Here is a 14,690-nt window from a genome sequence, read left to right as displayed (position 1 = left end):
AATTAATAATTCACGTTGATAGTCACGGTGTCAGAGTAATTGTCTGGTTTAAAATCAGCACTAGGAACAGTGACATATACAGTCTTATTTTGAACGCCTCCACTACCAGTCCCATTTACGCCATTTCCCACACTTGTAGAAGTGGCAGTATTACCCCATACGGCTCCACTAAGACCGGTAGAAGAACGTAGTTGATATGGCACCTTGTCGGTGTTACTAGCAGTTCCTCTCATCACACCCGCACCAGTTGTGCTGCCGTTGGAGGGAGCCAAACCGATGTTGTAGGGTGTGGTATTTGTGCATGTCACGCCGATAGCACCATTACCTTTAATAGTATTTGTCTCACTTGCCGAATAGCTGCCCAAATCGATAATGCCTGGACTAGCAGTAATTTTACAGCTGTCAATGACAGTAGCTTGAACTGTAAATGTGAATGGTTTGGTTCCTTGAATAGCTGTTGCACAATTAGAGTCACTATTGTCGGTATCATAAATTAATGTAGCAGAGCCTCCACCAAAAAAGTTAGTGTATGTGCCAGATGTAGGGAAAGTATTTTTTTCACTTGAGAGCAAAGATACGGTGATAGTAACACTATCTGATTTAGTAGGGCTGCCAAAAACTAGACCGGGGAGGTAGAGTTGGCTTCCTTGGTATTCTGAACCACTATTCGTGCGGGTGCCCCAAATACTACCTCCAGGTAAAGTCATATTAAATGGCAATGTTGAGGTTTCATCGGTAGAATTTGTCAAGTAACGGGGATTAGTGACAGTAGAGTTATCACCACCCTTTGCCGCAAGACAAACTGATACATAACCACTAAAAAAACCTCTATTCTTACAACTGTATTCTAAAGTGGCATCAATGCTTGCACGGCCAGCGTTATCAGGAGTAATAGTACTACCAATATTGATAGGGTTAGTGCGCATGCTTGCTGTACAGTCAACAGATGATAAAGGAAAAGCTTGCGCACTCTCTATCGGTAACCATAGCCACAACAAGAATATTATTAAGAATGTGCTGTATCGCCACTGAAGTATATTGATATTCATTACTGTACCCTCTGACAGATGAATGGCCCTATTAGTGGAATCTCATCACCTTGCTTTTGATAATCAAAACTGACTTTGCAAACATCACCAGAAGGAGTAGTGACTTCTAGTGCATTATGCTCATCCAGCGTATCTAAATATACCTCACCATCAAAACCGACGATAGCCGATGGTGCATCCTTCTTATTAGTCAATCGTACTTGACTGCCAATCTCTATGGGTTTGTTATCACTACCTATAAGGATAACAGAGGCAGAGTGCGCTTGTGTAATACCAAATGCCACCAGCGTACCAGCGCGGTCAGTCGGTGTAGCACTAATACTGACCTGGTCGATACGCAAGTCAGCAGGCAAGTCCATAGGATCGATACCAATCTTGTTATCTTGATAAGCATTGAGCGGTGATATCAGCAATAGACCACGGCTATTAGTAGTACCAATTACATTATTTTGTAGCAACACCGGCACATCAGCGACGCCATCAGTAGATACCACGGCAAAACCATCGTTGATCTGGCGTGCGGCAAATAAGCCACCGCCCATCATAACTAGAGAGCCCGTGCCACTGGCAAAGGTAGAATAATCCCCATCATAACTACTGACGCCTGCTTGTACTTGACCGTAGCGACCGAGATAATTTAGTTCTGCCAGTCCGCCGCCGTTATTATTGCTATTCGTGCTGTTATCAATACTGTGCCTTGCCTGAGCTCGCCATCCTATACCACCTGCACTCGGAGCTGATTGTGACACATCAGCCGCAAAATCATTGCGATCGTCTGTATGCTGGACACTGCTATTGAACGAGATATTACGATCCAGTGAAAAAGAGGCACCAATCGAAGCACTATTGTTTTCAGAGTTATTTAGGTCGTGGTTATAGTTGGCATTTATACTGAGGCGTCGGCCAAAAGATTTACTCCAATAGGCGCTAGCAAATTGTGCAGTATCTTCTTCCGCATAGTCCACCTGATTATAACTCACGCCAAAGCTACCTAGAGACTCGGTACTATAACCTGTTGACACTTGATTGCTTTGACGTATGGGGGTTGATCCGTATTGGGTAGCCACATCACGATAATTGCCAGTAGTACCTAGAGTATTAACACCGATATTAAAGCGATTGTTATTCCATGAATAGCTGCCACTGTATTGTGCACCACTTTGCCCTTGGCTATTACTGCCTGCTAATGAGCCAAATAAGACGCCGCCTGGTCCACCCAATACCCACGTCCCACCAATACCTGCATTAGCGAGATCTTTGGTCGCTTCGGCATGAGTCTCTGCAGTAAAGCGATTGTTTACACCATAACGTAAGGTACCACTAACGGCGATATCACTGCCGTAATCGAAGGATTTTATACCATAGTTTTCACGTACGGTACCTAGCTCGACAGACCAATCAGCCAGACCAGTCTGTAGTAATCTATGAGTATCATATAGAGAGAAATTAACGGTAGAGCTTTGACCTAATGCATCGGTCAATACAAGCTGAGCATTACCTGTACCACTGATGCTAGGAGCGGTATTGAGCTCAAACGGACCAGCCGGTACGTCACCGCTGTATTGCTTTAGACCATTGACATAGAGCTCTACCGCAGAAGGCAGCGTTGCAGAACCAAAAAACGAAGGAAGTGGAGTAGTGGTCATATAAGGTTGCAAATTAAAATTGCTACCAATCTGTAGACCACCCAAGCGCGTAGATCGCGTCCATGATAGTGCACCGGTGAGTATATCGCCAGCACGAACCGTAATCAGCTTGTCGGGGAATGATTGGCTCCAACTGCTATCTAGACGTACAGTTCGACCTTCCCAGTCTCGGTTGTTGTTATCGCCATTAGCACTACTATTAGAAGAGCGGTTACCTGTGGTCAATGCAGTCGAGCTTAAGACGCCTTTGGAATTAAAAGCGCGGAGTTCCGTAAAAGCACTTAGGCTGGTAGCGTTGTTTTCGGACTGTGTACCATAAAGGTTGTAATTTAACAATATACCGGGAGATGCAGTGGGAGATGTGCGTTTACTATTGCGAGTGTTAACGACGGTGGTAGCCAGACTGAGCATACTTAACGGTGCAATAATATTGACCGTTTGCTGGCGGGCATCATAATCAACCTTTATACCAGGCAGGCTGTTTAAACGTACTGGGTTGATTGTAGCAGATGGCAAGATAAAGCCGAGCTGTTGCAGGATAGCAGTACTTGCCCAGAGCTCACCTTCACGAAAGTCAAAGTGAGCTAAACCTGCACTAGCGCCATTAATAGTGACGTCTAAATATAGATCGAGACCACCAGTATTGGTAGTATTATATCTGTCCAGACCGAGCTGATTCAGCCGAGCATCGGGAGTACCGGAAGAAAGAGATTCTACAGACACATTATCCTTAGATGCAACTTCATTAGGTTCTATGGCGTGGCTAACTGAAATGACGACACTCTGCAGAAAGAGTATTTTAGCGAGTGGAACTGTCCAACGTGACGTCTTGAATTGTGTCAGTTCCATTAATCATCACCTTAATTTTACCGCTATTTTTTAATACGTTTGGAGGTACTTTGAGTGTCCATTGCATAGTAGCACCGGGTAAGACATAACCCAGTAAACCTGAATTGATCTCAATATTTTTACCAGCAGCATCATCGAAACTGAGTTTGGCCAGTTGAGCATGCCCATTACCACTATTGCTCACACGCATAGCAACCTGATTACCATCGGGTTGCACGGTATAAGTCCATCGTAATTTTGGAGAAGTCTCTTTAATCCCTACAGGCTGTACAAATACGGGCAATGAATAACTGAGAGCAAATTGCAAGCCAGTCTTTGATTCCGTAGATTTGACTGGTATTTCATCAATAGATAGCCGATAAGCGTCTTCTACAGCGCCTGCGCCACTGGGAGGAGCGGATGCACGAATAATGCGAATAAGTTGTGACTCACCTGGTTGCAGCTCTATCATTGGCGGACTAGCCAATAAACCACGTGACGTGGCGAGTTGGTCGCCATTTCTATCTTGAGTCCACTGGTACACACGCACTTGCGCATGTACCAGATTGTCACCCGTATTACTTAGTGTCAGTCCACTGGCATTTTCTTTGGCTTGCAAGCTGAGGGAAATAGGAGAGACCTGAAGGCCACTCGCCATGACACCACTACTAGCAAATAGTAAGCCAGAAATAACAGCCGATGTGGCTATACGACGTAACCAGAGATTTAACATAGATACTAGTAAGTTACAGTAACGGCAACGGTGTCAAGATAATTACCTGGTGTAAGGTCATCTGTAAGACCAGTTACAGCAGCAAACACAGTATGTGTTTTGGCTTGAGCAGTTGCCATGCCTGATCCTGTACCGCCAACTTCTGTAGCAGTGTTACCCCAAACAGTACCACCAGCAGTTTTAAGTAGACTGTATGCAACAGTATTAGTCGATACAGTATCAGTCATCACACCTGAGCCAGCTAGACCAATATTATAAGGTGTTGTTTTAGAACAATTTACTTTGATAGCAGCAGATGAGCTTGCAGTTAAGCCTGCAGTACCAGCTACATAAGATCCAAAGTCAATATCTTGTGTACCTTTTTTAGCTTCTACTTTACAAGTCTTTTTAATATTAAGTTTAACGTCGAAAGCGCCACTGATAGTTTCAGCATTAGCAGGAATAGTAGTTAAGCTAATAACAGCAAGTAGAGTAGCGGTCAATAGGGATTTTTGAAATTGCATGGTAAAACTCCAGTAATTTTATATGTCTATGTGCTTCAGTGACTTACAAGAGAAATACAAATCTCCTGTTTAAAGCCAGTTTGAATAACTATAGATATCTTTGTTGTTACTTCATTAACATAATGATTACATAGAGCTTAGTTTTAATCTAATGATTCAAGATGAGTGGATGTTCTAGTATGATGAACGGTAATTGCATAGTTTTTATGAGTCTGAATAACTCAAGATATTTAAAAGATGGATTATGAGGTCAATAGATTTAATAAAGTAGCAAAGAGCAAGTTTTATGAAAATATTTTTTAAAGCATATATGTATCCAGTATTAGTACTTAAGCTATCTCTAAGTCGACCATCCAATACTGACGTTTTAATGGCTTACTCAACTTGAACAGCTATTAAAAGTTGTATTAATCCAAAAATTACGCATAGTACGACCAGCCAACGCAAATAGTTTGGTAATACTTCAAGGCTATTTTATTGAACTCCTTGTCTACTATTTATTCTCTATCTAACTCAGTGCGCTTTAGGCATCTAAGTATTGCGTTGTCAATATTTTATTTGCTCTATAACTTGACGACTTTCTATAGCGTTTCATTATATAAATTATATCCTGCACAAATTCATAATCTGGCCACACCATTTGATGACGTCATACCATTTATACCGGTCATGATCGTTCCGTATAGCTGGTCATTAATATTATTTGTCGCGAGCTTTTTTTTAGTGCGCACGGCTGCACAATTATCAATATTGACACGTCGTCTGATATTGGCGACCACCTTTGCCTGTTTTATTTTTTATTGTTATCCAGCTCGTTTTTCGTTTTATAGGGTAATACCTGACGATTGGACGCAGTTTGGCTATCAGTTTTTGCAGTTGGTTGATAAGCCTTTTAATCAGCTACCATCCTTGCATGTCAGTTATGCGATATTACTTGGGGTGTCATTGTGGGATGTTATAGAGTCTAAAAAGATATGGGTTTTAAGTACTTATCGCTTCTTGCTTATAAGTATATGTACATTGATTATTTTCTCGACCGTCTTGACTTACCAGCATCATTTGCTAGATATACTAGGCGGAGTGATGCTGGCAGGTGTGGTGTTAATCCTCTCAAATTTAATCCGTAATGCACTGGTAACTAAGTGTTTAGCACTAGGAGTTACAGGGTTCTTGTTGATAGCCATTGCAGGGTTTTACCTTGCTAATAGTAGCGGCATAACGCTCTCTATTATAGAAAATTTAGCGATTGCCATCGCTCTGTATTGGTTAGTTAGCTTTATGATGCTAGCTTGGGCGTATCAACAACCTAAATATGCTCGGGTGAAACATTGGTTTCAAAAGAACAGCAGTGGAAAGTTAACCTTATCCACTTGGATTAAGTTTGCACCTATAATCATAATCTATAACGTTATGTCGCTAGCGGGGCAGTGGTATTATCAGCTATTCCAAAAAGAATATAGAGCTGCAATCAAACCATATTCTACTAATGACACTGCATTTGTCGTTGCCACTCCGAGATTAATAAAGGCCAATTTAGAGAGCTATCTCACTTATTGGTTATTTAATGCTAGCGCATTAGATTTATTGAGTCAGCCAACACAATTGCCACCTGTAGCACAATATCAGATTATCGTGGTTGACTTGGCTGCAGAAATATCTAGCCATCGTTCTAAGCTTGAAGTAGCCTCTCAAAGTATTATTAATACTCATTTAAATACTCAACCTATAAACGCTTTATTTATCAGTAATCCACCTAGTTTTCATTTCGATTATCTTTATTTGCCCTTACTGGATTTGCAACCATTAAGTGAGATAGCGGTCAAAGACTATATTGATTTGTTTAAACGGATTGACGCTTTGGCGGACGCTACTGAGACTCAATGTATTGTGGCTAATAGCGAGAGGGAAGTCGGGAATCACCCTAATAAAATAACGCTTATTAATTTTCATTGCGTGATGGGTTTGTCTCGCAGCATAGGCGTACAAGTCTTGTATTTAGTTTATTGTGGCAAGCTAACAGCCCACAGCTATCGGTTTTGGATTGAGCAACATTATCCATATGCGCAGCTTGTAGAGGCGTATCTGCCACCATCATTAGTAGACGCTATTACCAGTTATAAAGATAACCCTATTAACAATCATATAAGCAGCTCTGAGAACGGAGTCATTGATATTGAAAAAGAATGACGATATAAATCTGCATAAGACTTTCATTTATAACAGGCATTAATAACAACGTTAATTAACTACAAATATCAGCGACTCTTAGAAAGACTATCAAATTGATTGCCGTTAAGATTAACCCATTTATTATTTACTACTGCAAAATTCCCTTAGTAACCCTTTCTAATCGAACACGGAAATACATTCCTAAAGAAATAAGTCTATCGGTGTATAGTTGATTCTGTTTAAAAACGATACAGTGCTACTGCTATGAATTTTTCGTAGCCTCTGTCACGCTTGCGAACAGCAAGCAAGGAAAATTTATGCTAGTAGCACGTTCAGACGGATGATTCTTCTTTATTGAGACCTAAATATATAAAGATTACATCGATGCTATTCACTAGGGTCAGAACCCGGCGGAAACTCATGACGGAGCTGGGCGACATTAGCAGCAGTGACTTTATCAGTGAAATTATTAAGATCACTATGCACATACTGCGTGACTGATGCTATTTGCTCATCGTTCATCATACTGTGAAAAGAGGGCATACCACGAAGGCCATTTATTAAGATACTAATAATATAATACTTTGATTGCATCTTACTGTTATTGGCAAGTGGCGGATAGTAACCTGCGCCTTGTGCGCCTTCACCTTTTTGCATATGACAGCCAGCACAAGAATCGTCATAGAGCTTTTTGCCGTTGGTAGTTATAAACCCCTTTTTACCTTCAATACTTCCTTCGAATTTTGCAAGCCACTTTTGTAGGCTAGCATCTTCTGCCATTTTTGGTAGTGAGCTAACATCAACGATATTAACTCGCGGCGACCTAAGCTCTTCTTTGGTCATATAGACGGCACCCCACGCGCCATTATTACGGCTGGCTTGATTATCAAATATCATTTGCGCGGCTTGTTGCTGACTGGCAAGAGTGACAGTGTTGGCTTTGGTAGATTGACTACAGCCAGATAAAGCGACTGTGCTTCCCATAATTGATACCATCAACAAAGCAAGCAGGTTTGGTTTGATCATGTCCATGATTACCTCTGAATTTATTATAATTAATTTACTTTAATAATCACTTCTACTAACCAAGTTTTTTTGCCTTTCGATGCAGTCGCTGAGCAGCATCCATGCCGGATAAAATTGCGCCTTCTTGCCATGCCGGGATATGCGAGCAGTGCTCACCTGCCAGCACGATACGGTGATCAATCGCGCATAGCGTATCGTAGTACTGATCACGGCTTGATTCACTCCAAATGCCATAGCAACCGAGCGACCATGGAATACGATGCCAAGCGACGGAAGTTCCAGAGCGGAACTCTTTGGTATATTGTGGATGGATATGTTTGCCATATTGTAGTGCCGCATCGATGCGCTCTTTTGGATTCAGCGTATTAAATTTATAAGAGGCTTCTCCAAATCCATAGGCACCGAGCAGCACGCCTGAGCCGGCGGTAAACATATCGTGTGAAGGATAAGATATTTGTGAGATGGGCATGTCGGTATAGGTGATACCGCCATAAATCCATTCGTCCTCTTCCCAAAAGCGGCGTTTAAACTCTAAACCTACCTTATAAGAGGTATCATAAGGGACGGCTGCCATCGCTTGCTTCATCGGCGCTGACACGTTAATGTCAATTTGGGTCAATACGGATAATGGAATAGTGCAGATACACCAGTCCGCGCGCACGGTTTTAGTTTCGCCATCTAGATTGTTACCAATGTTATTACTATCGACATAGTCGACAGTCACGCCAGTCTCATCTTGATAAATCTTAGTGACTTTAGTATTGAACGTAATCATGTCTCGGCATTCGCGAGTGAACGCATCACCGATTTTTCCCATACCGCCGACAGGCTGGAACATCGCTGGTTGATGGTCATAGGTCGTATAGTTGCTATAAATATCTGACCACATACCTGAATTTAACAGTTTGTTCATCGGTATCGGCATCGAGGGCTTGGAATCAGGCATCAAGCCGCCACCCGGATAAACGCTATAGCCCCTATGCTTACTGGTTTCATGGCTTTTAACATAGCGATAATTATTATCAAGGACACCCCAACCTTTCAAGCCTTCTAAGAGTTTCTCTTTGTCCTCTTTGGTGACCGTTTTATCAAGGCTGCCGGTATTGACCGCTTTAGATAATAGTTCTGAGACATAACCACGTATGTCGCTTTGCACTTCACCTAAGCGCTGCGGCGCACCATTAAAATGCGTGGTACGATGCAAATAGGCGCGGTCATTGGTTTGTATGAAGGGCTGTAATGCCACACCAAATTTTTTACAATAATGGAATACCGCATAATGATGAACCGGCAAGCGCCATGGTCCACCGTTAAAATAGTTGCCTTTTTTAAAGTCGCAAGTTACCTCGCCGCCACCAAGCTCGGTATATTTATCACCTGCATTTAGTGTCCAACTGCGACCGCCACCGCGATTTTGAAATTCAAGAACCGTCACTTTATAGCCTGCCTTACGTAGCTCGTAGGCCGCAGTAAGCCCACCCAATCCTGCGCCAAGAATCACAATGCTAGCACCAGCAGGCGCACCTTTTAAATTCATCTCTTGTTTAAAGCTAGATTCAGAAGCAAAGCCTAACGTAGTCATCGCCTGATACATTGCTGTTGCCCCTGCAGTCTTACCAATCATTGACAGCAGTTGCCGACGTGTGGGCGATTGAAGCATATCATTCATTTTATTATCCTTATTATAGAACCGTCATCCATGATATCAGGTGGTACTAGGTGTTTTTATAGCTGAATTAATCGAGAGGCTAATAGCACTCATTTTAATATGCGTTTGACATCAGCAGCACTCACATTGCTACTTTCCAGACCACCAAAATTTATCCGCACGTAATTGCTGATACTGGCAATCTGCGTATGACTTAACTCTTTAGAGAAGCCGGGCATTTTGGGTGCGGTGTTTAATGCCCCTTTTGCGCCATAAGCGATGACATTAATCAGTGCATCTGGTTTAGTACGGCGAATGCTACTAAGGCCAACGATAGAGGCGTAACGAGCATCAGGCTGCGCGTAGCCATCTACGCCGTGACAGCTCCCACAGGCAGCAAGATACAGCGCTTTGGATGAGTTACCAGCATCATTATTAGCACTAGCATTAATAGTAGCTTTTGCCTGCGCTAAATAGTCTTTTTGCTCAATTAAATTATAGGTAATAGAGCTGCTGACCGGATTAGGCAACCGTGAGGTATCTACGGGTATCACGTAATCGTCCGTCTTGATGATAGGGACAACTTTTAGATAAGCAGCCATTGCACTCAAGTCTTCATCGCTTAGATAGCGCGTGCTATGGGCGACCGCTTCAGCCATAGGTCCACCGGCATAAGCGCGTTTATCGAGCATGCCAGTACGGAGATAAGTGACGATATCGTTCTCGCTCCAACGCCCGATACCACTATCATTATCAGGGGTGATATTGGGTGCATACCATTTACCAAGCGGCGCACCGGATAAGTATTCTTTCTTATCAAGGCCTTGCGTAAGGTTGCGCGGGGTATGACAAGTGCCGCAATGTTCTAAGTTATTCACCAGATATTCACCGCGTTGCTGAGTTTGGCTGAGCCCTGCACGGTTTTCGGTAGAAGGCACGTTAATCACATTCCAAGCGAGCATTAAAGTGCGGATATTTAACGGAAAGGGCAGTTTAGTGGTTTTTTCAGGGGCTTCTTCCACTGGAGGTACGGTTTGAAAGTAAGCAAATAACGCACTGATATCCGCATCAGCCATACCATGATAAGACGGATAGGGCATTGCAGGATAAAGCTGATGGTTAGGCGCACGACCTTTTTTTAGGGCTTTTTTAAAGTCGGCTTCGGTATAGTTACCGATACCATAACGCTGCGAGGGAGTGATATTGGTCGAATAAATATTACCAATCGGGGTTTCAATCGCGACGCCGCCGCTATAGTCCTCGCGATGACAAGCCATACAGTCAGCAGTACGTGCAATGTAGGCACCGCGATTGGCAAGATTACTATTGGCAGGGCTTACATTGGGTAAGCTAATAGCAGGGCTGATATTGGACGATTTAGTATTAAAAGAGCTTGCGCTATCAGCCATGACAGCGCTGGAAGCCATACTAAGTATAAGTGCTGATAATATTATAGGAATTGGCTTCATAGTATCCTCGCTAGGCTGGCAAAAACTCATTTGTAATAACTTTGGCTATGACTCTATGACACGCTGATTATTTACTGAACTTAAAAAACTACTGTTTAGCCGCTTCAACTTGAATATTTAAAGTCAAATTTTTAGTCATACCGAATAAGACATATTTTTTGATATTCCACTGAGTACGGTCAATCGTGGCGGTAAAATTGCCGCCACAGACCGTTCTATTAATTGGAGAGCTCAGGTAACAATTAAATTTAGTCGCCAGTAAGCTAATAGGATGGGTCTGACCGTTTAAAGTTAGCTTGCCATCCACTCGTGTGACCTTTGGATTGTCTTTGTCAGAGGTGAAATGCCATTTGGTAGATTCAAAACGTGCTAATGGATACTGTTCCATATTAAAAAAATCAGGTCCCATCAGTTTAAGATTAAAAATCTTGTTACCGGTGTTTAAGGATTTTATGGGAATAATAAGGGAGATGTCGCCGGTTTTTGCGCTCGGATCATACAGGAGTATTCCCGTCACATTATAGAAGCCGCCCGTGGTAGCAGAGGTTTTAAAATGGTCAATAGCGAAGCGTACGTTGGAATGGTCAGGCTCAATTTTATAGGTGGCTGCATGGCTGCCAACCGTACAACCTGCCAGCAATAATAGCGTCCCTAACGGCTTGTAGTAACGTAATACGACTTTGTCAAATACAAGCTGGCTCATGACAACATTCCTTTGTTGTGTAATCTTACTTATGACACGCTTCGTAAACTTTTACTAGCCCTATCTTATTAAACTAAATACAAGGGTCGTTCATTACAGCAGATAAAAAACTACGTTTTCAATTAAATACTATTGATATTACGTCGAGCCATTAAACGACGTTTCATAAACCAAGCAATAATAATAACCACAGCAAGTAATAAGAAACCCTTAGAGTACGGCGCTAGCATAGTTTCAATCACTTCGTAATTCTCACCAAAATAATAGCCAGCAACGGTCAATAAGCTTGTCCAAATGCTTGAGCCCAAAGCAGTAAACACTAAAAAAGGAAGAATCGGCATTTTACTCATTCCCGCAGGGATGGATATAAATGAGCGAATACCCGGCACCATACGTCCAAAGAAGACAGCCTTGCTGCCATGTTTATCAAACCAAACACTAGAGGACCGTATATCACTAGGCTTAACGAACACATATTTGCCGTATTTTTCAGTAAATAGCATTAAGCGATCTTCATTCAATAAGCGCCCTAGATAATATAACGGCAGTGCCCCAAGCACTGAGCCAAGCGTACCTGCTAGGATGACTAATATTAAGTTTAAATCACCTCTTGCCACCGCAAAACCTGCGGCTGGCATGATAAGCTCAGAAGGTATGGGCGGAAAAATATTTTCGGCAAACATAGCAAAGATAATGCCGAGATAACCGAACTTTGCCATGATAATTAGTACCCACGCGCTTACTTGACTCATTACAATACCTTGTTAAGTAACTGATGTGATTTTTTGAACCATGAGCTAATACATCATGCATTTCTATCTCTATCATCATAACTTAGCTTGGCGTTAAGATAGCGTTAAGGTCATGGCTAATGTGAAAAGCATAGCTTTTATAGGAATAACTTGTGCTCTAGATAGCCACACCAAATAGTCGTCCAATCAATGATGTCGCAACCATCGCTAGCACACCCCAAATCACTACACGAGCAGTAGCAGGAATAACAGGTGCGCCGCCCAAACGAGCCGATATTACACCAAGTAGCGCTAAGCCTACTATCGTGACAGACGCCAGTGACCAAACTAATGTTTGCGCGGGCAACAGGAGAATAGCAATAATCGGTAATATCGCCCCAGCAATGAAAGATAATCCAGAAGCGACTGAGGCATGAATAGGCTTAGCTTGGCTAAGGTCGGTTAAGCCAATTTCATCACGGGCATGAGCTTCAAGCGCATCATGCTTGGTCAACGCCACTGCAACTTGATGTGCCAATACGTGATCTAGTCCGCGTGTCTCATAGATTTTTGTCAGCTCAAACAGCTCGCGTTCTGGGTTATGAGTCAGCTCATGCAGCTCTTTATCCAAATCTGCCTTTTCGGTATCTGCTTGTGATGATACTGAAATATACTCTCCAGCTGCCATCGATAAAGCACCTGCTGTCAACGCAGCCATCCCTGTTAATAGCAATGTTTGACTGCTCGGGCCTGCAGCAGCGATACCAACTAGTAAGCTAGCGGTTGAAATTAATCCATCATTTGCGCCCAGTACTGCCGCTCTTAACCAATGATTGCGATTGCTTAAATGAGCCTCGTCATGAATAGAATGCTGCATAGCTAACCTCAAACGGTTTTGACATGAATTAGAATATGTCAGTGTAGCTTATAACTGCGCAACACTGCATGACTTCATGCATCATTATTTGGCTTGTTTTAACACCACTAATCGATAGGTCATCAGTAAAAAGACCAATGTCTGACTGCCTGCATAAAACAATAATAAAGGCAGTGCTCGACTGTCCGATCCCACCATAAATACATGAATGCTGATAAACATATAAGCCATAAAGGTTAAAAAGTGTAGCCAGCGCCATGCTGATTGCCCAATATACTTCTTAATATAAAAGCTAAAGGCGCAGATGAATAATAGCCAAAACCCTAATTGTCCCAATGCAACACCCACACGCTCTGTTTGGAAACCAAAAGGCAGCAAGATTTGCCATAAGTTAAGATTAAGGAAGTTATCCGCTAATAAAATACCAGCATGAAACGCGGCAAAGCTCACGGCTATCAGGCTTAAATACTGATGTAAGGCAAATACTCGTGCCGCATTAAAATGCTTGCCTAAACGCGTACTTAGCAATAAGCCAAAAACGACGGCTAACCAAAATAAAGTATAAGCAATAACCCCGCTTGCCCGCGATAAATACCAAAAGTGCTTATCAGTGGCTGTCATTAGCTGAGAAACTGTCTCTCCCCACGTCAACAGCGCATAGCTGCCGACTCCGATAGCAATGGTTAAAATTAAGCCAACCCATAAAGCCTGAGTAAGAAGGTTTGTTGTGAAAACAGTTTGAGTGCTGGTAGGATTATTAATGTTCATAATTATGCTCCTATGCTAGCAATCAAGTTTTGTTGGACTAAATTTGGATGCATAGCAGCTGTCACCAACACTTTGTTATTCGTATCGATTAACAGTGCAGCAATATCATGTTTATTAAGCCATGCCATCGCTTCAGTTACGCCAAGAAGCACACAGTATTTTGCATAGACCTCGGCTGTTAGCGTATCTGTGGCAAGTACGGTGGCGGTTAGGACGTCACTGCTTACTGGACGAGCGTAATGAGGGTGGATTAAATGATGTTGCCAACGACCGTCGTGCCACCAGCGACGATAGTCTTGCCCAGAAGTGGCGACGGCACCGGAGCTAATGGCAAGAATGGCGACATCTTCATCGTCTTGAACGTTCTGACCATCAGCAATATAAGGTTTGGCAATAGCAACTCCCCAGGTAATTGGTTTATCTATTTGGTCTGTTGGAACGCCGATTGCTATATCTCCGCCCATATCTACTAAACAGGGAGGTTGCCAGTCATGAAGATAGCTAATATGCTTAGCCAGTTGCATGGCGCACCAGCCTTTG

The 14,690-nt window shown here is 42.6% G+C and carries 13 protein-coding genes; 1 reads left to right on the top strand and 12 read right to left on the bottom strand.

The genetic code is table 11. The features are described 5' to 3' along the window. Nucleotides 1–2: 2 nt before the first annotated feature. Genes WAZ74_RS02690 through WAZ74_RS02675 form a run of 4 tightly spaced genes read right to left on the bottom strand, consistent with a single transcriptional unit; the run spans nt 3 to nt 4,759 of the window. Entirely contained in the window at nt 3–1,049 is a 1,047-nt protein-coding gene (locus WAZ74_RS02690) for a spore coat U domain-containing protein (RefSeq protein WP_422305536.1), read from the bottom strand. Further along, entirely contained in the window at nt 1,049–3,544 is a 2,496-nt protein-coding gene (locus WAZ74_RS02685; RefSeq protein ID WP_422305534.1) for a fimbria/pilus outer membrane usher protein, read from the bottom strand. Before WAZ74_RS02685 ends, WAZ74_RS02690 begins: the two co-directional genes overlap by 1 nt. Continuing rightward, nucleotides 3,495–4,256 (bottom strand): molecular chaperone, encoded by a 762-nt coding sequence (locus tag WAZ74_RS02680; RefSeq protein ID WP_422305532.1) that lies wholly within the window; start codon nt 4,254–4,256, stop codon nt 3,495–3,497. Before WAZ74_RS02680 ends, WAZ74_RS02685 begins: the two co-directional genes overlap by 50 nt. 5 nt (nt 4,257–4,261) lie before the next feature. Beyond that, nucleotides 4,262–4,759 carry a spore coat U domain-containing protein gene (locus WAZ74_RS02675; protein WP_422305530.1) on the bottom strand — a complete coding sequence of 166 codons (498 nt, stop codon included), beginning with the start codon at nt 4,757–4,759 and terminating at the stop codon, nt 4,262–4,264. Between the two features lie 543 nt (nt 4,760–5,302). Here WAZ74_RS02675 and WAZ74_RS02670 point away from each other — a divergent pair. Further along, nucleotides 5,303–6,946 carry a phosphatase PAP2 family protein gene (locus WAZ74_RS02670; protein WP_422305528.1) on the top strand — a complete coding sequence of 548 codons (1,644 nt, stop codon included), beginning with the start codon at nt 5,303–5,305 and terminating at the stop codon, nt 6,944–6,946. A 369-nt stretch (nt 6,947–7,315) separates the two neighbouring features. On the opposite strand, the gene WAZ74_RS02665 is transcribed toward WAZ74_RS02670, so the two are convergent. The 8 genes from WAZ74_RS02665 to WAZ74_RS02630 all read right to left on the bottom strand — a co-directional run. Next, nucleotides 7,316–7,960, bottom strand: a complete 645-nt coding sequence (locus WAZ74_RS02665; protein ID WP_422305526.1) for a c-type cytochrome — start codon at nt 7,958–7,960, stop codon at nt 7,316–7,318. Nucleotides 7,961–8,009: 49 nt separating this feature from the next. Beyond that, a complete protein-coding gene (locus tag WAZ74_RS02660; RefSeq protein ID WP_422305524.1) occupies nt 8,010–9,623 on the bottom strand; it encodes a flavin monoamine oxidase family protein in 1,614 nt (537 codons plus the stop codon). A gap of 89 nt (nt 9,624–9,712) precedes the next feature. Then, nucleotides 9,713–11,071: a cytochrome c gene (locus tag WAZ74_RS02655; protein ID WP_422305522.1), complete on the bottom strand. Its 1,359-nt coding sequence runs from the start codon at nt 11,069–11,071 to the stop codon at nt 9,713–9,715. A gap of 88 nt (nt 11,072–11,159) precedes the next feature. After that, entirely contained in the window at nt 11,160–11,774 is a 615-nt protein-coding gene (locus tag WAZ74_RS02650) for a YceI family protein (protein ID WP_422305520.1), read from the bottom strand. 122 nt (nt 11,775–11,896) lie between these two features. Then, the gene (locus WAZ74_RS02645; protein WP_422305518.1) at nt 11,897–12,526 is read right to left on the bottom strand and encodes a DedA family protein; all 630 of its coding nucleotides are present in this window, start codon (nt 12,524–12,526) and stop codon (nt 11,897–11,899) included. Nucleotides 12,527–12,683: 157 nt separating this feature from the next. Continuing rightward, complete coding sequence (locus WAZ74_RS02640; RefSeq protein WP_422305516.1) at nt 12,684–13,382, bottom strand: VIT1/CCC1 transporter family protein; 699 nt, start codon at nt 13,380–13,382, stop codon at nt 12,684–12,686. A gap of 84 nt (nt 13,383–13,466) precedes the next feature. Continuing rightward, nucleotides 13,467–14,150, bottom strand: a complete 684-nt coding sequence (locus tag WAZ74_RS02635; protein ID WP_422305514.1) for a ferric reductase-like protein — start codon at nt 14,148–14,150, stop codon at nt 13,467–13,469. Nucleotides 14,151–14,152: 2 nt separating this feature from the next. Continuing rightward, a partial coding sequence (locus tag WAZ74_RS02630) for an FAD:protein FMN transferase (protein ID WP_422305512.1) occupies nt 14,153–14,690 on the bottom strand: 538 nt, incomplete at its 5' end.

It is taken from the genome of Psychrobacter sp. (genome assembly GCF_049295055.1).
Lineage (GTDB): Bacteria > Pseudomonadota > Gammaproteobacteria > Pseudomonadales > Moraxellaceae > Psychrobacter.
The sequence above is the reverse complement of the archived record's forward strand: the minus strand, read 5'-3'. Positions and strand labels throughout refer to the sequence as shown.

Bases quoted from the DNA above. Each gene is read 5' to 3' on its own strand.
- WAZ74_RS02690 (WP_422305536.1), bottom strand. From the start codon at position 1,049: ATGAATATCAATATACTTCAGTGGCGATACAGCACATTCTTAATAATA.
- WAZ74_RS02685 (WP_422305534.1), bottom strand. From the start codon at position 3,544: ATGGAACTGACACAATTCAAGACGTCACGTTGGACAGTTCCACTCGCT.
- WAZ74_RS02680 (WP_422305532.1), bottom strand. From the start codon at position 4,256: ATGTTAAATCTCTGGTTACGTCGTATAGCCACATCGGCTGTTATTTCT.
- WAZ74_RS02675 (WP_422305530.1), bottom strand. From the start codon at position 4,759: ATGCAATTTCAAAAATCCCTATTGACCGCTACTCTACTTGCTGTTATT.
- WAZ74_RS02665 (WP_422305526.1), bottom strand. From the start codon at position 7,960: ATGGACATGATCAAACCAAACCTGCTTGCTTTGTTGATGGTATCAATT.
- WAZ74_RS02660 (WP_422305524.1), bottom strand. From the start codon at position 9,623: ATGAATGATATGCTTCAATCGCCCACACGTCGGCAACTGCTGTCAATG.
- WAZ74_RS02655 (WP_422305522.1), bottom strand. From the start codon at position 11,071: ATGAAGCCAATTCCTATAATATTATCAGCACTTATACTTAGTATGGCT.
- WAZ74_RS02650 (WP_422305520.1), bottom strand. From the start codon at position 11,774: ATGAGCCAGCTTGTATTTGACAAAGTCGTATTACGTTACTACAAGCCG.
- WAZ74_RS02645 (WP_422305518.1), bottom strand. From the start codon at position 12,526: ATGAGTCAAGTAAGCGCGTGGGTACTAATTATCATGGCAAAGTTCGGT.
- WAZ74_RS02640 (WP_422305516.1), bottom strand. From the start codon at position 13,382: ATGCAGCATTCTATTCATGACGAGGCTCATTTAAGCAATCGCAATCAT.
- WAZ74_RS02635 (WP_422305514.1), bottom strand. From the start codon at position 14,150: ATGAACATTAATAATCCTACCAGCACTCAAACTGTTTTCACAACAAAC.